The 17,946-nt window shown below is 39.9% G+C and carries 17 protein-coding genes; 10 read left to right on the top strand and 7 right to left on the bottom strand.

Annotated elements, in window-relative coordinates; all coding sequences use genetic code 11:
- Positions 1 to 198 precede the first annotated feature (198 nt).
- Both FFM63_RS06845 and FFM63_RS06840 read left to right on the top strand, forming a co-directional pair.
- Complete coding sequence (locus tag FFM63_RS06845; RefSeq protein ID WP_137609576.1) at positions 199 to 2,877, top strand: cation-translocating P-type ATPase; 2,679 nt, start codon at positions 199 to 201, stop codon at positions 2,875 to 2,877.
- 238 nt (positions 2,878 to 3,115) lie between these two features.
- Complete coding sequence (locus tag FFM63_RS06840) at positions 3,116 to 3,541, top strand: hypothetical protein (protein WP_137609575.1); 426 nt, start codon at positions 3,116 to 3,118, stop codon at positions 3,539 to 3,541.
- Between the two features lie 256 nt (positions 3,542 to 3,797).
- Here the strand turns inward: FFM63_RS06840 and FFM63_RS09790 are convergent, their stop codons facing one another.
- Both FFM63_RS09790 and FFM63_RS06835 read right to left on the bottom strand, forming a co-directional pair.
- Positions 3,798 to 3,959, bottom strand: a complete 162-nt coding sequence (locus FFM63_RS09790; RefSeq protein WP_171000205.1) for a hypothetical protein — start codon at positions 3,957 to 3,959, stop codon at positions 3,798 to 3,800.
- 49 nt (positions 3,960 to 4,008) lie between these two features.
- Positions 4,009 to 5,028, bottom strand: coding sequence for a lactonase family protein (locus tag FFM63_RS06835; protein WP_137609574.1), 1,020 nt, complete (start codon positions 5,026 to 5,028; stop codon positions 4,009 to 4,011).
- 106 nt (positions 5,029 to 5,134) lie between these two features.
- Here FFM63_RS06835 and FFM63_RS06830 point away from each other — a divergent pair, with 106 nt between their 5' ends.
- Together FFM63_RS06830 and FFM63_RS06825 are read left to right on the top strand one after the other, a co-directional pair.
- Entirely contained in the window at positions 5,135 to 5,479 is a 345-nt protein-coding gene (locus FFM63_RS06830) for a PTS glucitol/sorbitol transporter subunit IIA (protein ID WP_137609573.1), read from the top strand.
- 12 nt (positions 5,480 to 5,491) lie between these two features.
- Positions 5,492 to 6,655, top strand: a complete 1,164-nt coding sequence (locus FFM63_RS06825; RefSeq protein ID WP_137609572.1) for an AI-2E family transporter — start codon at positions 5,492 to 5,494, stop codon at positions 6,653 to 6,655.
- Between the two features lie 41 nt (positions 6,656 to 6,696).
- Here the strand turns inward: FFM63_RS06825 and FFM63_RS06820 are convergent, their stop codons facing one another.
- Together FFM63_RS06820 and FFM63_RS06815 are read right to left on the bottom strand one after the other, a co-directional pair.
- Positions 6,697 to 7,317, bottom strand: a complete 621-nt coding sequence (locus tag FFM63_RS06820; RefSeq protein ID WP_137609571.1) for an FMN-dependent NADH-azoreductase — start codon at positions 7,315 to 7,317, stop codon at positions 6,697 to 6,699.
- A gap of 83 nt (positions 7,318 to 7,400) precedes the next feature.
- Positions 7,401 to 7,709: a rhodanese-like domain-containing protein gene (locus FFM63_RS06815; RefSeq protein WP_137609570.1), complete on the bottom strand. Its 309-nt coding sequence runs from the start codon at positions 7,707 to 7,709 to the stop codon at positions 7,401 to 7,403.
- A gap of 259 nt (positions 7,710 to 7,968) precedes the next feature.
- Between FFM63_RS06815 and FFM63_RS06810 the strand changes: the two genes are divergently transcribed.
- From FFM63_RS06810 to manA, 3 genes are all read left to right on the top strand, one after another.
- On the top strand, positions 7,969 to 8,790 hold the full coding sequence (locus FFM63_RS06810; RefSeq protein ID WP_137609569.1) for a VOC family protein: 822 nt from the start codon (positions 7,969 to 7,971) through the stop codon (positions 8,788 to 8,790).
- Between the two features lie 158 nt (positions 8,791 to 8,948).
- Positions 8,949 to 9,980, top strand: coding sequence for a serine hydrolase domain-containing protein (locus FFM63_RS06805; RefSeq protein ID WP_137609568.1), 1,032 nt, complete (start codon positions 8,949 to 8,951; stop codon positions 9,978 to 9,980).
- Between the two features lie 89 nt (positions 9,981 to 10,069).
- Positions 10,070 to 11,020, top strand: a complete 951-nt coding sequence (gene manA / locus FFM63_RS06800) for a mannose-6-phosphate isomerase, class I (protein ID WP_137609567.1) — start codon at positions 10,070 to 10,072, stop codon at positions 11,018 to 11,020.
- Between the two features lie 149 nt (positions 11,021 to 11,169).
- Here manA and FFM63_RS06795 read toward each other — a convergent pair whose 3' ends face one another.
- The 3 genes from FFM63_RS06795 to FFM63_RS06785 form a co-directional block, all read right to left on the bottom strand.
- On the bottom strand, positions 11,170 to 11,856 hold the full coding sequence (locus FFM63_RS06795) for a type 1 glutamine amidotransferase (protein ID WP_137609566.1): 687 nt from the start codon (positions 11,854 to 11,856) through the stop codon (positions 11,170 to 11,172).
- Positions 11,849 to 13,201 (bottom strand): Mur ligase family protein, encoded by a 1,353-nt coding sequence (locus FFM63_RS06790; RefSeq protein ID WP_137609565.1) that lies wholly within the window; start codon positions 13,199 to 13,201, stop codon positions 11,849 to 11,851. The genes FFM63_RS06795 and FFM63_RS06790 overlap by 8 nt, the downstream gene beginning before the upstream one ends.
- Before the next feature lie 158 nt (positions 13,202 to 13,359).
- On the bottom strand, positions 13,360 to 14,757 hold the full coding sequence (locus tag FFM63_RS06785; protein ID WP_137609564.1) for a TrkH family potassium uptake protein: 1,398 nt from the start codon (positions 14,755 to 14,757) through the stop codon (positions 13,360 to 13,362).
- Positions 14,758 to 15,099: 342 nt separating this feature from the next.
- Here FFM63_RS06785 and FFM63_RS06780 point away from each other — a divergent pair, with 342 nt between their 5' ends.
- The 3 genes from FFM63_RS06780 to prmC all read left to right on the top strand — a co-directional run bounded on the left by FFM63_RS06780 (position 15,100) and on the right by prmC (position 17,882).
- Positions 15,100 to 15,684: a thymidine kinase gene (locus FFM63_RS06780; protein ID WP_137609563.1), complete on the top strand. Its 585-nt coding sequence runs from the start codon at positions 15,100 to 15,102 to the stop codon at positions 15,682 to 15,684.
- A 301-nt stretch (positions 15,685 to 15,985) separates the two neighbouring features.
- Positions 15,986 to 17,059, top strand: a complete 1,074-nt coding sequence (gene prfA / locus FFM63_RS06775; protein ID WP_137609562.1) for a peptide chain release factor 1 — start codon at positions 15,986 to 15,988, stop codon at positions 17,057 to 17,059.
- Complete coding sequence (prmC, locus tag FFM63_RS06770; protein WP_137609561.1) at positions 17,052 to 17,882, top strand: peptide chain release factor N(5)-glutamine methyltransferase; 831 nt, start codon at positions 17,052 to 17,054, stop codon at positions 17,880 to 17,882. Before prfA ends, prmC begins: the two co-directional genes overlap by 8 nt.
- Positions 17,883 to 17,946: the final 64 nt, after the last annotated feature.

Here is a 17,946-nt window from a genome sequence, read left to right as displayed (position 1 = left end):
TCCAGCCTTTGCTCATGCTATAATTCGTTTTGTATTCATGAGGGAGTAACTAGCAGCGCAAGCTGTGACAACGCCACCAGCAAGAAAAGAAATTTTTCTGGTGTTGTCTTAAATAGTGAGACTTATGTATGTGTCTTTTCGCATACACAAGTCTATTTTTTTACTTCCAAAAGGAACACCAATTTAAGGAGGAAAATAATGTCAGAGGAGAAAAAGCAACAACTACTAAAGCCTTTTTACTCAGAGGAAAAAGAGCAGGTTTTAGCGGAAGTTCAAACGACCGAAGAGGGATTGACCTCTGCTGAGGCGGAAAAACGCTTAAGCGAGTATGGTCAAAATGAATTAGACGAGGGCGAAAAGAAAAGTATGCTCGTCCGCTTCTTAGAGCAATTCAAAGACTTGATGATCATTGTTTTGTTATTTGCGGCAGTGATCTCGGCAGTAGTTTCTCACGAAGTGGTAGATTCGATCATCATTCTAGCCGTTGTTATCATCAATGCGGTGATGGGGGTTGTACAAGAATCTAAGGCCGAACAAGCAATCGAAGCATTACGTGAAATGTCCACGCCAAATGCCAATGTTTTACGTGATGGTCACATAAGTTCTGTAAAATCAACGGAGCTTGTTCCTGGCGATATCGTTATGTTAGAAGCAGGCGATGTGGTACCAGCGGATCTACGTCTGATCGAAGTTGCTTCATTAAAGATTGAAGAAGCAGCCTTGACTGGTGAATCAGTTCCCGTTGAAAAAGAATTGATCGTGATCGACGAAGGGGAAGTCGGTATCGGCGACCGTGTCAATATGGCTTACTCAAACAGTAATGTAACTTACGGCCGCGGTAAAGGTGTCGTTGTTAATACTGGAATGAATACCGAAGTCGGAAAAATTGCGAACATGCTAGCTCAAGCGGATGAAACGGAAACACCGTTGAAATCGAACTTGAATCAATTGAGTAAATTCTTGACCTTTGCGATCATTATTATCGCGATCGTTATGTTTTTCGTTGGTATTTTCTTCAACGATACTTCTTGGATCGATATGTTATTGACTTCGATTTCATTGGCTGTTGCCGCGATTCCAGAAGGATTGCCTGCGATCGTTACGATCATCCTTGCTTTAGGTACACAAGTGATGGCAAAACGAAATTCTGTTATTCGTAAATTACCAGCAGTTGAAACATTAGGTTCGACAGATATCATCGCCTCAGATAAAACTGGGACATTGACATTGAACCAAATGACAGTTGAAAAATTATATGTAGACGATCATCAATATGATGCGAATGGCGAAGTACCGGTCGACAGCATGGCGATGAAAGTAATGAACTACGCCAATGATACAAAATTTGCTCAAGATGGCAGTTTGATTGGTGATCCAACGGAAACAGCGTTAGTTCAATTTGGTTTGAATAATAATTTTGATGTACAAGAAAAAGTAGCTGAAGAACCTCGTGTAGGCGAATTGCCATTCGACTCAGATCGTAAGTTGATGAGTACGTTGCACAAAGAAAAAGACGGCAAGATTTTAGTTGCTGTTAAAGGGGCACCAGACGTCTTACTAAATCGTGCATCACAAATTTTACTAAATGGTCAAGTCGTACCAATGACTGATAAAGAAAAACAAGCTATTTTAGCTAATAACAAAGACATGGCTCAACAAGCATTGCGTGTTTTAGGCATGGCTTATAAATATGTTGACCAAATTCCAGCAGAATTAGAATCTGAAGTAGTCGAAAATGATTTGATCTTTGCCGGTTTAGTCGGTATGATCGACCCTGAACGGGCGGAAGCTGCCGAAGCAGTTCGCGTAGCTAAAGAAGCGGGCGTTCGTCCAATCATGATTACTGGTGACCATAAAGATACTGCTGAAGCGATTGCCGTTCGTTTAGGTATCATCGAAAAAGGCAATGATGCTGCTGTTATGACCGGGGCACAATTAAATGAAATGTCTGATGAAGAATTTGCCCAAAAAGTGGAACATTATTCCGTTTATGCCCGCGTTTCGCCAGAACATAAAGTTCGCATCGTGAAAGCATGGCAAAAAGAAGGCAAAGTGGTTGCCATGACTGGTGACGGCGTTAATGATGCACCTGCTTTGAAACAAGCCGATATCGGTATCGGAATGGGGATCACCGGAACAGAAGTTTCTAAAGGGGCTTCTGATATGGTGCTTGCTGATGACAACTTCGCAACGATCGTTGTTGCTGTTGAAGAAGGACGTAAAGTCTTCTCAAATATCCAAAAAGCAGTTCAATATTTGTTAGCTGCTAACTTGGGTGAAGTATTGACGCTATTTATCGCAACATTACTTGGCTGGGATACGTTATTGCCAATTCATTTGTTATGGATCAACTTAGTAACTGATACATTCCCAGCAATCGCTTTAGGAATGGAACCAGCAGAAAAAGACTTGATGCAGCACAAACCTCGCGGCCGCAGCTCAAATCTATTTTCTGGCGGCGTCTTCTCAAGTATCATTTACCAAGGGATCTTAGAAGCGGCTACCGTATTATTTGTTTACTGGTCTGCGATTCAATGGCCAGTCCACGCAACTTATGTTGAGATTCATTCGGATGCATTGACAATGGCATTTGCAACATTAGGCTTGATGCAATTGTTCCATGCCTTCAATGTGAAGTCTGTCCATCAATCATTGTTCAAAGTTGGCGCGTTCCGCAATAAGAGTTTCAACTGGGCGATCTTGCTATCCTTTGTCTTGATGATGGTAATCATCGTAGTGCCTGGACTGAATGATGTCTTCCGAGTAGCTCATCTTGATCTATATCAATGGGGAATCGTTATTGGAGCATCATTTGCGATCATCCCAATCGTTGAGATCGTAAAATTCTTCCAACGCAGTACTCAAAAAGAAAACTAAGCTAAAAATCAAACTTCGTATGAATCCTGCTTTTAGGAATCATACGAAGTTTTTTTGTTGAAGCAGCTAAACGATTTAGCCGATTGTTTTCTGACAGCTTAGCTGAAAATCCGACAAATTTTTTATGAGTTATGTAGGTAAACATGAAGCAATCGTTAATATTTTCTACGTGACTTTGCATATCGACCAAAAATCGGTAAAATGAAAGTATCAAAAGATAGAAAGTAGGAATAAATAAATGCGACCGAACACAGGATTTTACGCACGAGAGATCAATGAGATCGTTCAAAATACAGAAAAAATGGGTGAACGTTTGCATCCAAGTTATGAAGAGATCCGCCAAGCAATCGATGAAAAGAAAATCGCAGAATTTGATCAAGAAAAATTATCTGAGATCCATGAATTATTTAAAGAAGGAACACAATTTTATCAATTAAATTTAGAAAAAATCGGTCTGCTTAAAGCTCCGGCAAAAGTGATGGGGAATCACCGAAGCTTTGAAAAAGCCTATGTTCAATATGTAGCTGGCTGCCAAGAAATGACTGCTAGTTTATTGCCAACGGTCGATGAAGAAACTTTCAACGCTGCTGAAAAAAAACAAGATGCTGCGACAGATACGATTTACAAAACAATCCAGAAAATCACAAATTTGTTATTGAAATAATGAACAATCCTGAATAAAAGAGAACAAAAGTTTTCTAATTATATTATAACGTTATTTTAAGTACGTTTAAGAATGAATCAGGTATGATTGATTCATAACCAGTAACAACCTTTTCTTTTTCATTTTCATTGCATTTAGGCAATACTCCTTTTGCACCGATTTGCCGATCGGTGCTTTTTTTATTTAGCTGACTAAATTGAAATACCGTTTATTCGAGAAAAAGGGCTGTGACATTTGTCACAGCCCTTTTCTGGAATTAATTCTCGACATTTCTCACATAGTTTTCGAAATAGTCGTCCAAATCTTTTTTGATTTTTTGATAGTCTTCTTCAGTGTAGTCTTTTTCTTCTAGTCGGCCTTTAAAGTTAGGCAAGTCCAATTCTTTTTTTAATCGTTCGATCACTGCTTCTTTATCCATCAGGAATACTCCTTTCTGCTAGCGTTTGTCGCTGCGAGTTCAATCTGCATTAGCAGAAATAAACGCAAACGGCTTCTGGGGCAAAGATATCGTTTTGGATCATAGTCAATAAGCCGTTTTGGCTATCGCGGCGATAAAGGGTCAGATTGTCGCTGTTTTGGTTGGCAGCAACAACATACGCATTATCTGGACTTAAGGCGAAATCACGTGGGAAATCTCCTTCTGTAGAAATAGATTGAATCAGTTCGATCGTTGAGCCGTCTTCTGAAATTGCAAATACAGCAATCGAATTATGTCCGCGATTCGATGCATAAAGATAACGACCATCATTTGATACTCGAATGGCAGCACCGCCATTTTCACCATCGAAGTCTTTTGGTAAAGTTGAAACTTTTTGTTTTTGAGTAAAACTGCCGTCTGCTTCATCATAAGCTAAGACACTGACAGTGCTGTCTAATTCACCAAAAAGATAAGCGATTTTTTTAGCCGGGTGGAAGACTAGATGGCGAGGCCCCGTTCCTGGTTCTGCTAAATAGACGGCGACTTCTTCAACAGCACCGGTTTCTGCAACATCATAGGTGTATACACGATCAGTTCCAAGATCGCAAACAACTAGGCGTTGATCAGGTGAAAGATCTGTGTAATGAGTATGTGCTTTGTCTTGATTTTTATGCGGGCCTGTCGGTTCATCATGAAAAACTGTTGCAGCGGCTTTAAGCGAACCGTCCGGCTGGATCTTGTAAGTAGCAAGTTCTCCTTTATGATAATTTGCTCCATAAACTAATTGCCGTGCTTCATCGACTGCTACATAACAAGGCGATGCTCCATCTTCAGTCACCGCATTCAAAAATTTATTTTGCGGATCATAACTGGAGAGGCCGCCTTGACCATCACGGCTAGTCACTGAGTAAAGAAAATCTTCTTTGCTTTGGGCAAGGTAAGTAGGGCTGTTTTCTTCAGTTACTAAGGTAAGATTATTTAATGTTTCAGCTGCAGTATCCAGTTCGATTTGATAAATCCCTTGGCTGAGCCTGCGTGTGTAAGTTCCTAAAAGTATTTTGTAGATCATGAAAAGACCTCCTTCATTGTATCTACATTTTAGCAAGTTTATTCCCGCTTGGATAGCGCTAACTTTGTGCTATAATTGAAAAATAAATGAGAAAAGAGTGTGACAGATGACAGCGACAGAAATTACTCAAATTGGAAAAAATGCGATTGATGACGAAAATATTTTGGTTCTTTTTGGTCAGACGATTGCACCAGATTTGCTGGATGTTTCGATTGTACAAAAAACACTGAATGATGAATTGATCGCTTTAAAAGAAGGCGGACAACTGATTTTTGGCGATCAAGCGTATCAAGTACACGGTGTAGGACCGTTAGCGAATCAAAACTTAAATGAGATCGGACATGCGACTGTCTTCTTTCAAGAAGAAGTTGGGGAAATCCCCAATGCGATCTATGTTACCCCAAAAAAACTTCCAAAATTGGAAGTTGGGATGAAAATTTTATTTCGGTAGGAGCGTGAGTGAGTGGACAAAAAAAGAATAGCTCAAAAAACTTCTTGGTTTTGGCGCTGGTTTTTAAACAGCCAAGTTGTTGTGGCATTGATCATTGTATTGCTGCTGCTGCTGATTACGCTGGTCTTCACAAAAGTGTCCTATCTGTTTGAACCAGTCGGTCAATTTTTTGCAATTGTCGGTTTGCCAGTGGTGATTGCTGGGATCCTTTATTATTTGATGAATCCGGTGATCAATTTTCTAGAAAGAAAAGGAATGAATCGAACTTTTGCGATCATCTTGCTGTTCATAATAGTTGTCGCATTGCTCATTTGGGGCATTGTGGTCATCATTCCTCAGATTCGTGAACAGATCGGATCCATGATGAAAAGTTTGCCAAGTTATTTTGATACGATCGGCGATAAGGCGAATGAGATTTTTAAAGATCCAACCTTCAAACCTTTTCAAGAACACCTCGATAATAGTTTGCAGAAAATTTTAGAGTCACTGACAGAGACTGCACAAAACATCTCACGGGTGACTTTACAAGGGCTGGGCAGTGTGGTCTCCACCTTAGCGACGGTAATGATTGCTTTGATTACTGCACCGATCATTTTATTTTTCTTATTGAAAGATGGCAATCGCTTAGCGACGTATATTCTCAAATTCTTGCCAACTAAAATGCGGAAACCAACCTATCGAGTGATGTCGGAAATAAATTCGCAATTGGCTTCATATATCCGTGGCCAGCTGACCGTAGCATTTTCAGTGGCAGTGATGTTTATTATTGGTTTTTCATTAGTTGGGATGAATTATGCGATTACGTTAGGGATCTTGGCAGGTTTTTTAAATTTGATTCCATACTTGGGTTCATTTTTAGCGATGGTACCGGTGATTTTCATTGCACTCGTCACAGGTCCGGTCATGCTAGCCAAGGTAATCATTGTCTTTACAATTGAACAAACGATCGAAGGAAGGATCGTTTCACCGTTAGTTTTGGGAAATCAATTGAAGATCCATCCGATCACAATCATGTTCGTCTTATTGACTGCCGGAAAGATCTTTGGAATCACGGGAATCATTTTGGGAATTCCTTTTTATGCGGTAATGAAAGTTATTGTGATCCATATTTTTGAATGGTATAAAGGCGTCTCAAACCTTTACGAAGAGGAAGAAAAAAAACCTGCCTATGAATAATCGACAGGTTTTTTGTATAGTTTTTTAAAAGACAACGTCGGCTAAAATTGTGCAGCCAATGCTTTGGCTTTTTCTTTTGCCGCAGCCATGATCTCAGGAGCATTCTCTGGATCATAATCCGCGCCTTCGATGTAAATGGAGTCAAACTCGGTGATCCCGATAAAATTCAAGATCCCTTTAACATATTGAGCTGAAAAGTCTTGCCCTTGATACGTGCCGCCGCTTGATTGGATATGGAGCGCCTTTTTGTCAGTGACCAAGCCAGTTGGGCCTTCTGCTGTATATTTGAAGGTTTTACCGGCAACATTGATCGTATCGAACCAAGCTTTTAATCTTGTTGGAATATTCAAGTTCCATAAAGCATTGGCGATCACGATTTTTTGACTACCTAAAAATTGATCCGTAAATTCATTGAAAACCCGAACTTTTTCTTGCTGTGTCTCACTTAGTTCAGTAAAATCTGTTCCCTTTTGCAGTGCCTGCCAAGCTAAGAGCAGATTACCGTCAATCTCAGGCAGATCCATTTGGTACAAATCCAGCATGGTAAAAACATCTTCTGGATGGCTTGCTTGGTGTGCTTCAATAAAAGTCTCTAGAATAGTTACTGTTTGTGAATCTTTTGCGGTTAATGGGTGAGCATTCACTACTAGAACGTTGGCCAAAATTAACACTCCTTAAGATTTAGTCTAAGTAAATCGTACACAAAATAGCAACTTTCGACAATCTATTTGCTTAAATAGTTTTTTTAGCTTGCAAGATAATGTTCATAAGCAGTCGTACCGCCAATCACATTGGTTACTTGGTATCCTTCGTTGCGTAAGAATTGCGCCATCGTTTTTGAGCGCCCACCAAATTGAGTGAATAGGTAATACGTTTTACCTTTATCAAGTTGGTGCAAACGATTCGGCAACTGGGTCAATGAAATACGAGTGACATTCGATTCGTTTAATAAATCAAAGGAATCGATAAACTCAGGATCTCTTAAATCTAAAATATTTACGGGTTCTTTTGCCGCAAGCAACATAAATTCTTTTGTTGTTACTGAATAATTCATTTTTTTCAACAGCCTTCTCTTTTTAAGATTGATTCTCACTCTAATCTATTTATTGTGTGATTACAAGTTTCATCATAGGTAGTTTAAATGAATTTGACGAAAAGTAAAGAAAACATTCAAAAAATTTTCAAAACTTGAATCGTTACTGATTTTTTTGCTGCTTCGAGGGAATAAATAGCGTTTTCGAGTCACGGAAAGGATATCGCTTGCGTGAATTAGAAGGCATCGTTAAAATAGTAATGACGGAGGGAAGAAAACAATGGGAAACTTTCATTTAGGAGAACTTAATTTAAAAACGATCGCTATTCGTGTGCGAGACCGTGATGGAATGATTCATTTCTATCGAGATATCATTGGACTTCACTTATTGCGAGAAGAAAATGAGTTAGCGATTTTAGGATACAAAGACCCAGCGAGTGAATTGCTTTGGCTGGAAGAGAGCCCACGCGCAGATGAGCACCGTGGCGAAATTAAAAAAATGCAGCGAGTTTCATTAGTTGTACCGAACATTGAGGAATTGGCAAACGTCTATTATCGGGCAGAAAAAGAAGAGTATCCAGTCAAATCCGCTTTACAAGCAGATGAAGAGAAAGGATTACTTTTTGAAGATCCTGAAGGAAATGAGATCGAGATCTTCTATGCGCCGAGCAAAGAACGGTCGTTAGCCGAACCGGTCAAGTTAGATTTTACCGAATTACTGAAAAAAACAACGAAGCGTGAAAAAATCCACGAAGCTTATTTTGACAAAATTCATTTGAATGTCAGCAACGTGAATAAGCAAAAAGCGTTTCTCGCAGATATTTTAGGATTGACAGTGTATGATGAAAGCGAAGAAGAACTTGTACTGAACCGCGGTGAATTCAATGTAGGCTTAACGACTGCGACTGGCGGCACGATCGATTTGCCGACAGATAAAGTGCTTGGTCTGGATTTTCTACAATTCAGAGTCTCAAAAGAAAAGTTGTCAGAATTACGCGACCTGTTAACGAAAGAAAAAAGGGATTGTTTCTGTGATAAAAAGAACTCTTTGATTACACTTTATGATGCGGCTGGGATCGAATGGTGGTTCGTATTGAAATAAAGAATAAGACGGACGCGGCATATCGATGTCGCGTCTTTTTTTTGCCTGTTCGACTTGAAAAATTTATCGATAGAGAGGAATCCTTTTTCTAACTGTGAGGAAGTCTTTTGCTGATTTGTGCTATACTTTTTAGGAAATATATTCTAAGGAGGGCGCTCATGTATCCTAAAACAGCTCAATTAATAAAAGAAAAAATGGAGGAAGGCGTTTTTCCCGGTACCGTCTTCCATTTTATTGAAGATCAAAAAACTGAAACGCACGTTTTAGGCAACGCACAAATTGAACCGGTACCAATAGCAATGCAGGCAGACTTTCTGTTTGATGTGGCTTCTTTGACCAAAGTCGTTTGTACAACGACAATTATGTTGAAATTAAAAGAGGCAGGTCAGTTTTCTTGGGATCAGACCTTGCATGAGTTGTTGCCGGAATTTCAAAATAAAACAATCACGCTGCGTCATCTGCTGACCCATACGTCAGATATTCAAACGTATATTCCCAATCGTGACCAGTTAAATGCCAAGGAGCTGCGGGCGGCGTATTTAACGTTGCAATCAGGCGAGGATCTTGGAGCTCGCGTGCAATATACTGATGTGGGCACGATTTTATTAGGATTTTTTATTGAAAAGTATTATCAAAAAGACCTAATCGAAGTTTTCAAAGAAGAAGTGCTGCAACCTTTAGGGATGACGGACAGCGTTTTTTTACCGCAACCGCCCTATAATCAGATCGTACCGACCCAAAAACTGGCTGATGGCACGATTTTAAAGGGAATCACCCACGATCCGAAAGCTCGAGTCTTAGCAGAACACGCCGGTAATGCGGGATTATTTACGAATATGAAAGATCTAAGTAAATTTGCGAAAATGTGTTTGAATCTTGGCTGGGTTAACGATATGATTTATTTACAGGAAGAGACGATTCGAAAATTGCTTGAGAATCAGACACCATCGGGAAGAGGCAACCGTTCGATTGGCTGGGATTTGAGATTTAGTCCATTCGATCAAACACCGCTACTTTTTCATACAGGTTACACGGGGACTTTTCTCATGCTGGATGTCGTAAAACAATCAGCGTTCATTTTTCTGTCGAATCGAGTTCATCCAACAGATCGACGCAGTTATTATGTGACACAGCGGGATAAAATTTTAGCTTGTTACTTAGCTGAACGAGCAAAAATTTATCAAAAATAGCGCTTGGTCTAACTCGGCAAAAAAGAAAGTGCATAAATTTACAGGCAACAAGTAAAAAAATACATTAAAATCAAAAAGGGGCAAAAATCATGGAACCATTATTCTTACAACCAGTTTTTCAAGAAAAAATTTGGGGCGGCGATCAGCTGCATACTGTTTTTGGCTTTGATATTCCTAATGAAAAAATCGGTGAGGACTGGGCGATCAGCGGGCATCCTCATGGCGTCAGTATCGTAGAAAATGGGCCTTACAAAGGTTGGAAAGTCAGTGATCTTTGGGCAGAACACCGTGAATTATTCGGTAATGCCAAAGGCGATGTGTTTCCATTATTGACTAAAATTTTAGATGCAGAAGATGATTTATCTGTTCAAGTGCATCCAGATGACAGCTATGGTTTAAAACATGAAGGCGAACTAGGAAAAACGGAATGTTGGTACATCATCAATGCCAAACCAGGTTCAGAGATCGTTTATGGTCACAATGCCAAAACACGGGAAGAACTAGCAGCAATGATCGAAGCAGAACAATGGGATGATCTATTGCGCCGCGTTCCAGTTAAAAAAGGAGATTTCTTCTATGTTCCAAGCGGCACGATCCATGCGATCGGCAAAGGAATCATGATTTTAGAAACGCAGCAAAGTTCAGATACGACATACCGTGTGTATGATTATGATCGCAAAGACGATCAAGGCAATACTCGTGAGCTGCATATCCAACAATCCATCGACGTAACGACCGTGCCAGCCATCAGTCCAGAATTAGAAGTCACAGAAAATAAAAAAGGCTCGTCTTCAGTGATTACTTATTTAAAGACAGATTTCTTCAATGTCTATGAATGGGATGTCGTTGGCGAACTTTCACTTAAAAAAGACGGCGACTACACGTTGGTGACAGTTGTTGAAGGCTACGGCAAGCTGATGGTCGATGGTCAAAGTTACGAAATGAAACCTGGGACCAGCTGTATCTTGCCAGCGCAAATCACAGAATGGAAAGTAGCCGGCGAAATGAAGATCATCGCTTCAACTCCAGGAAAAAAATAAACCAAAAAAGTGTTTAGCTTTGAAATACAGTGACCCACAAAAGTTAGACGAAGAAATCTAGCTTTTGTGATCGTTACAAAAAAAACGAAACACTTTTTCTAGATGCAAAAAAATGACCTCAGCCAAAAGCTGAAGGTCATTTTTTTGTTTTATGGTAATTCCGGCAATTTGACATCTTCGCCGTATTTATTTTTTAAAGCGGTATGCAGCAGCCGAACGGCTAAGGATTTATTGCGAGCTAAGATTGGGCCGTGGAAGTAAGAGCCGTAGACATTTTTGTAAATAACGCCTTCGCCTTGATCCTCGCCGTTATTCCCATTGCCTTTGACGATCGTACCAAGCGGCCGTTCGCCTGCGCCTAAAAAAGTTCGACCATTATGATTTTCAAAGCCATAATACGTTTCGCCAAATTCTTCATTATGGATCTCAATGTCGCCGATAAAGCGATGATTGTCTTGGCTCAAAGTATAGTGATCCAACGCACCGATACCTTCGATCTTTTCACCATTTGCGCCAATGTAGTAATGGCCTAATAATTGGTAGCCGCCGCAGATCGACAGCAAAACGCCGTTGTTTTCGATGTATTGCGTCAATGCTTCTTTTTTTGTTTGAATATCTTTTGAGACGATAACTTGTTCATAATCTTGACCACCGCCGATAAAGACGAAATCATATTTGTCAGGTTGGAAGTCTTGATAAATGCTGATGATTTCTGAGTGAATCTCAATTCCCATTTGTTTGGCATAATAATTCAAAGTTAAGAGGTTCCCATTATCGCCGTAAGTGTTTAATAAATTTCCGTACAAATGTGCTAAATTCAATTCATAGTTAGCCACGATCCATACCCCCATTGATGTAGCCTTTTTGGGCTAGTTCTTTACGTAATTGCAAAACAGCTGTGTAAGTTGCCAAGATATACACGTGCTCTGTCGGCAATTGTTTGATTTTTTCAATGACATCCGTTAAATTTGCGGTTTCAGTTAGTTTTTCAGCAGGAATACCGGCAACTTGCAAACGCAGTGCCATATCTTGATGCCAATCACCGCCTGCAATCACTGCTGGAATATCCATTTCAGCAAAGGCTTCATGATTGCCATCCCAAATCCAGCTGATATCGATGCCGTCTGCGTAATTTGCATTCAACAAGGAGACCAATGAAAAGGGGTAAGGTGCTAGACCAATCATATCGATGACTTGATTCAAACCGACGGGATTTTTGACTAAGACTAATGTACATTTTTTTCCATCAATCTCAAACTCTTCTTGTCGTCCAAAGACTTTTTCGTCGTAACCTAGACCACGTTTGATCTTTTCTTTAGAAACGCCGTAGTATTCGGCGACGGCAGTTGCTGCCAATGCGTTATAGACATTGTACATCCCGCCAACTTCGATCTTATAGTCTTGACCGTCGATCACAAATTCCGAAGATTTATTATCCATCGCTTTCATCTCAGTTAACTTATAATCTAATTCTGGCCGATGGAAGCCGCAGTTTGGACAATAATATTTGCCGAGGTTGGCATAAGTGATCATTTTATATTTCAAGATATGCTGACATTTCGGACAAAGCAGTCCGTCTGTGTTGTAATGTGCATCTTGATCTTCATCAGGTAAATGATCGAAGCCGTAATATTTTCTCGGATTGATTGTTTCTAAAGAATTAAAGATCGGCGAGTCGCCGTTACATAAGATCGGTGCCTTCGGTGATTTTGCCGCGCCGTCGACGATCAGTTTATAAGTCGTATAAATCTCGCCATAGCGATCCATTTGGTCGCGGAAAATATTTGTGAACAAGAATAATTCTGGTTTGATATATTCTGTCACTTTACTCAAGCTGGCTTCATCGATCTCTAGAACCGCAATTTTTTTGGCACCTTTTTGATTTTTAGCATTCAAAAAAGTTGAGACGATCCCTTGCACCATATTGGCGCCGGTCGGATTCGTCAAAACGTAATCAAATTCTTGTTTCAAAATATTAACAGTTAAAGCTGTCGTCAATGTTTTTCCGTTCGTTCCGGTCACAACGACTACTTTATAATCTTTCACTAAAGTATCTAAAATTTTTGGATCCATCTTTAAAGCAAGTTGACCTGGGTAGCTGGACCCGCCTTTAAAGAAGGTTTTTAATACCCATTGGGCGGTTCTGCCGGCAGTGATCGCCAGTTGACTTCGTAACCCCATTACACATCCTCCATAACTGTAACGAATTTAATTTATCTTATCATATTTAAAAAAAAAATTTAAACAGCTTTCCTTTTTCTTAAGGTTCTGACTGTCGCCTGCTTAGTTGCGCGGTCCAGTCGAGCTCATAAAAAAAGCCGGGGGACAAGATTTTGCCCCTAGCCAATAATAATCTTTTCTTCTGGAAATTCATAGCCCAAGTCTTGTGTTTCTTTTGGTACAAAGAGCATCAACGTATAGAGCATTCCGACCCGGCCGATAAACATCAAAATAGCGATCATGATTTTCCCAGTATTGGAAAGATCCGCGGTAATCCCTAATGAAAGTCCAGTCGTTCCAAAAGCAGAGGTGACTTCAACAATGATTGCAATCAAGGAATGATCTTCAGTCGCTGTCAAAAAGAGGATACTGAATAAACACATTCCAGCAGAAAGCATAAAGACTACGACGGATTTTCGAACGTCTTCTTGAGCAATCTTACGTCCAAAAATATTGATGTCGTTCTCGTTTTTCAAAAATGAATATAGATACAAACCAATGATCGCAATCGTCGTGGTTCGGATCCCGCCACCGACTGAACTTGGCGAACAGCCGATGAACATCAATAAAGAAAAAATGATCAAGGTTGTATTTTGAAAAATATTCAAATCATGGATCTGCAAACCGGCATTGCGTGCTGTCATAGAATAAAAGGATGAATTCAGCCATTGATCGAATAGATTCATGTTGGCAAAACTATGATCTTTTTCCAATAACCAAATCGCGACCGCACCTCCGATAAAAAGGATGAAGAATGCCAGCAAGGCGATTTTTGAAAAGAGACTGAATCGAAACGGCAATTTTGATTTGGAACGTTTGTGGTAGATCCAGCCGTGGAAATCCATCAAGACAGGAAAACCGATTCCGCCGATAAAAATCAAGATCATGATTGTGACGATAAAAAAGACATCGTGGGAAAAAGGAATAATCGATTCCCCCGTCACATCAAAGCCTGAATTGGTCAATGCAGAAATAGATTGATAGAAACCAAAAAAGATTGCTTCAGAAATTTTATGATAATAACCAGCGAGATAAAAATAAATCGAAAAGACTGTTCCGAAAAGCACCTCGATTGCCAATAAGATCGTAAAAGTGATCCGAATCAAGTTTACGATCCCGCTGAGCCGCGGCTGGTTCATATCCGTCATGATCAGTTGCCGCTGTTTTAAAGTGATCCGCCGCTTAGACACAATAAAAAAGAAAGTAGTGATCATCATGATCCCCAGACCGCCGATGTGGAACAAAACTTCCAGTACTAAGACGCCGGCATCATTAAAGACAGAATTGATATCAAAAGTCGTCAGACCTGTCACCGAAATCGTTGAGATCGCCATAAAGACCATGTCGAGAAATGGGACGTGCGAACCCGGTTCGCGAAAAACCGGTAAATAAAATAAAATTAACGAAAGAATCGTCATAGCTAAATAATAGAAGACGATGATTTGAATCGAAGAAAAGCGATTGTTCAATTTTTGCCAGCTTTTTTTGAAAAAATTAATCCGTCGATCAAAATTCATGGAAGACTCCTTACATGATCTGTTCAAAACACGAACAGCAAAATTTTTTAACAATAAATTCAGTATAGCATGGTTTTTTGAAAAAAACTTCCGCCAAACAGGGAGATGTAAAGGGATAAACCCGTTGTCCTAGGCAATTTGTGTGCAATTCCCTTGAAGCGGATGATTGATTTTTGTGAGATTGGCTAAAATGTTCATTGAAATTTTTAAAAGATAATCGACAACAGCAATGAAAATAGTAGATGATTCTATTAAGACCGTCAGTTGCTGAAAATTATTACTGTAAATCATCGGTCTTTTCCGCTATAATACGATAGGAACAAAAGGGAAAGGTGACATGAAATGGCCCAGCTTTTTTTTAAATATGGTGCAATGAACAGCGGTAAGACAATCGAAATTTTAAAAGTTGCCCATAATTATGAGGAACAACATAAACCGGTAGTGTTGATGACTAGCGGAATAGATACACGTGATGGGATCGGCACGATCTCTAGCCGGATCGGCTTGAGCCGACCCGCAGTACCCATTTTTTCTGAGACCAATATTTTTGAATTTATCAAAAAGCTCGATTATAAACCTTATTGTATACTGATCGATGAATCACAATTTTTAACAAAGGAACATGTCATACAGTTGGCACAGGTCGTGGATGAATTAGATATTCCGGTGATGGCTTTCGGTTTGAAAAATGATTTTCGCAATGAGATGTTTGAAGGTTCAAAATATTTACTGCTGTATGCGGATAAATTGGAAGAGCTAAAGACGATTTGCTGGTTCTGCCACAAAAAGGCTACGATGAACTTGCATTATATTGACGGACACCCCGTTTATGAAGGAACGCAAGTCCAAATCGGCGGCAATGAAGCTTATTACCCTGTTTGCCGCAAACACTATTTACATCCAGAAACAATTCACGAAGCTGATTAGAGTTTTTTTAGCAGAACTTTTTGCGTAAACGCAAATAAGTACATTAAATGAAACGAATTAGGATGTCAGTTCCGCTTTTGGCAGGATTCAAAGGTCCAAGTGTATAGCGGAATGATATACGTGATGAAAATCAGCTTTATTTTTGAAAAAAATAATTACATTAAAATGAATTAGGATGTCAGTTCCGCTTTTGGCAGGATTCAAAGGTCCAAGTGTATAGCGGAATGATATACGTGATGAAGATCAGCTTTATTTTTGAAAAAAATAATTACATTAAAATGAATTAGGAGGAATTTTATCCATGTATGATCAACTGCAAGCAATCGAAGATCGTTATGAAGAGCTTGGCGAATTGCTGAGCGATCCGGAAGTTATCAATGATACGCAGCGCTTTATGCAGCTTTCAAAAGAAGAAGCCGGGACTAGAGAAACGGTCGACACGTATCGCCGCTATAAAAAAGTAGTGGAAGGTATCAGTGACGCAGAAGAATTATTAGGTGAAAATCTAGATGCTGAAATGGCTGAAATGGCCAAAGAAGAACTTTCTGACTTGAAAAAAGAAAAAGAAGTTCTAGAAGATGAAATCAAAATTTTACTATTACCGAAAGATCCAAATGATGATAAGAATATTATCATGGAAATCCGCGGGGCTGCGGGCGGAGACGAAGCGGCACTATTCGCCGGCGATCTATTCAATATGTACCAAAAATACGCAGAAAATCAAGGCTGGAAAACGGAAGTCATGGAAGCCAATGTGACTGGAATCGGCGGTTACAAAGAAGTGATCATGATGATTACAGGGGATAATGTGTATTCTAAATTGAAATACGAAAGCGGTGCGCATCGTGTTCAGAGGGTACCTTCAACGGAATCGCAAGGACGGATCCATACATCTACTGCGACAGTCGTCGTGATGCCTGAAGCAGAAGAAGTAGAGATTGATATGGCGGACAAAGATATTCGGACGGATATTTATCACGCGTCCGGTGCCGGCGGACAGCACGTCAATAAGACGGCTTCAGCGGTTCGTTTGACTCATATTCCAACAGGGATCGTAGTAGCGATGCAAGATGAACGTTCTCAAATCAAAAACCGCGAAAAAGCGATGAAGATCTTACGTGCGCGGGTTTATGACAAGATCCAACAAGAAGCGCAAAGCGAATACGATGCCAGCCGTAAATCTGCTGTTGGTACTGGCGATCGTTCTGAACGAATTCGGACGTATAACTTCCCGCAAAATCGTGTGACCGATCACCGGATTGGTTTAACGATTCAAAAATTAGATCAGATCCTAGCAGGCAAGCTGGATGAGATTATCGACGCCTTGATTATGTATGATCAAACCAAGAAATTGGAAGATATGCAAAATGGCTAAAACTTATGTAGAAGTCCTGTCGGGGGCTTCTTCTTTTTTAGAGGCAGCCAATAAAGAAGGTTATGCGATCGAATATCTTTTTTTAGCTCGTAAAAATTGGGATAAAACCCAATGGCTATTGCGCATGCGAGAAGAGATTCCAACTGCAGATGAGGCAATGATCGAAAAAGATTTAGCCAGTTTAATGGAAAATATTCCGCCGCAATATTTATTAGGCTTTGAATATTTTTTTGATCGTCGTTTCAAAGTCACCGCAGATACGTTGATCCCGCGACCAGAAACAGAAGAATTGGTTGCTCTTTGTTTAGCGATGAATGAGGCTTCACCTAAGAAAGTTGTCGATATCGGGACCGGCACAGGGGCTATCGCGATCAGTCTGAAACTGGAACGTTCGGCTTGGCAAGTGATGGCTGTTGATATTTCTGAAGGCGCTTTGCAAGTAGCTGAAGAGAATGCGAAAAATTTACAAGCAACGATCGATTTTAGGCAAAGTGATGTCTTGTCAGCGATTTCTGAAAAACAAGACATCATCATCAGTAATCCGCCTTATATCAGTAAAGACGAATGGGACTTGATGGACGAAAGTGTTCGGACATATGAACCAAAAACCGCATTATTTGCTGAAAATAATGGGCTGGCAATCTATCAAAAAATCGCTATCGAGGGACAAAAATTATTGAATCCGCAAGGGATGATTTTCTTAGAGATCGGGTTTCGCCAAGGAGCCGCTGTTCAGTCGATTTTCCAAACGGCTTTTCCTGAAAAAAAAGTGACGATCCATCAAGATATGTCCGGCAATGATCGAATGATCGTTGTTTGCTAAGAAAATTATTTTTAACGGGAGAGATAATAAAAAAACAACGATCCAACAATGTTTCAAAAGATAA

This window comes from Enterococcus pingfangensis (assembly GCF_005405205.1).
GTDB classification, from domain to species: domain Bacteria; phylum Bacillota; class Bacilli; order Lactobacillales; family Enterococcaceae; genus Enterococcus_A; species Enterococcus_A pingfangensis.
Note: the sequence above shows the minus strand (reverse complement) of the source record. Positions and strands in the feature narration are given on the sequence as shown.

Coding starts and splice junctions, on each gene's coding strand:
- manA (WP_137609567.1), top strand. CDS start 10,070: ATGGAACCATTATTCTTACAACCAGTTTTTCAAGAAAAAATTTGGGGC.
- FFM63_RS06790 (WP_137609565.1), bottom strand. CDS start 13,201: ATGGGGTTACGAAGTCAACTGGCGATCACTGCCGGCAGAACCGCCCAA.
- FFM63_RS06840 (WP_137609575.1), top strand. CDS start 3,116: ATGCGACCGAACACAGGATTTTACGCACGAGAGATCAATGAGATCGTT.
- FFM63_RS06830 (WP_137609573.1), top strand. CDS start 5,135: ATGACAGCGACAGAAATTACTCAAATTGGAAAAAATGCGATTGATGAC.
- FFM63_RS06815 (WP_137609570.1), bottom strand. CDS start 7,709: ATGAATTATTCAGTAACAACAAAAGAATTTATGTTGCTTGCGGCAAAA.
- FFM63_RS09790 (WP_171000205.1), bottom strand. CDS start 3,959: ATGGATAAAGAAGCAGTGATCGAACGATTAAAAAAAGAATTGGACTTG.
- FFM63_RS06835 (WP_137609574.1), bottom strand. CDS start 5,028: ATGATCTACAAAATACTTTTAGGAACTTACACACGCAGGCTCAGCCAA.
- FFM63_RS06810 (WP_137609569.1), top strand. CDS start 7,969: ATGGGAAACTTTCATTTAGGAGAACTTAATTTAAAAACGATCGCTATT.
- prfA (WP_137609562.1), top strand. CDS start 15,986: ATGTATGATCAACTGCAAGCAATCGAAGATCGTTATGAAGAGCTTGGC.
- FFM63_RS06780 (WP_137609563.1), top strand. CDS start 15,100: ATGGCCCAGCTTTTTTTTAAATATGGTGCAATGAACAGCGGTAAGACA.
- FFM63_RS06805 (WP_137609568.1), top strand. CDS start 8,949: ATGTATCCTAAAACAGCTCAATTAATAAAAGAAAAAATGGAGGAAGGC.
- FFM63_RS06785 (WP_137609564.1), bottom strand. CDS start 14,757: ATGAATTTTGATCGACGGATTAATTTTTTCAAAAAAAGCTGGCAAAAA.
- prmC (WP_137609561.1), top strand. CDS start 17,052: ATGGCTAAAACTTATGTAGAAGTCCTGTCGGGGGCTTCTTCTTTTTTA.
- FFM63_RS06845 (WP_137609576.1), top strand. CDS start 199: ATGTCAGAGGAGAAAAAGCAACAACTACTAAAGCCTTTTTACTCAGAG.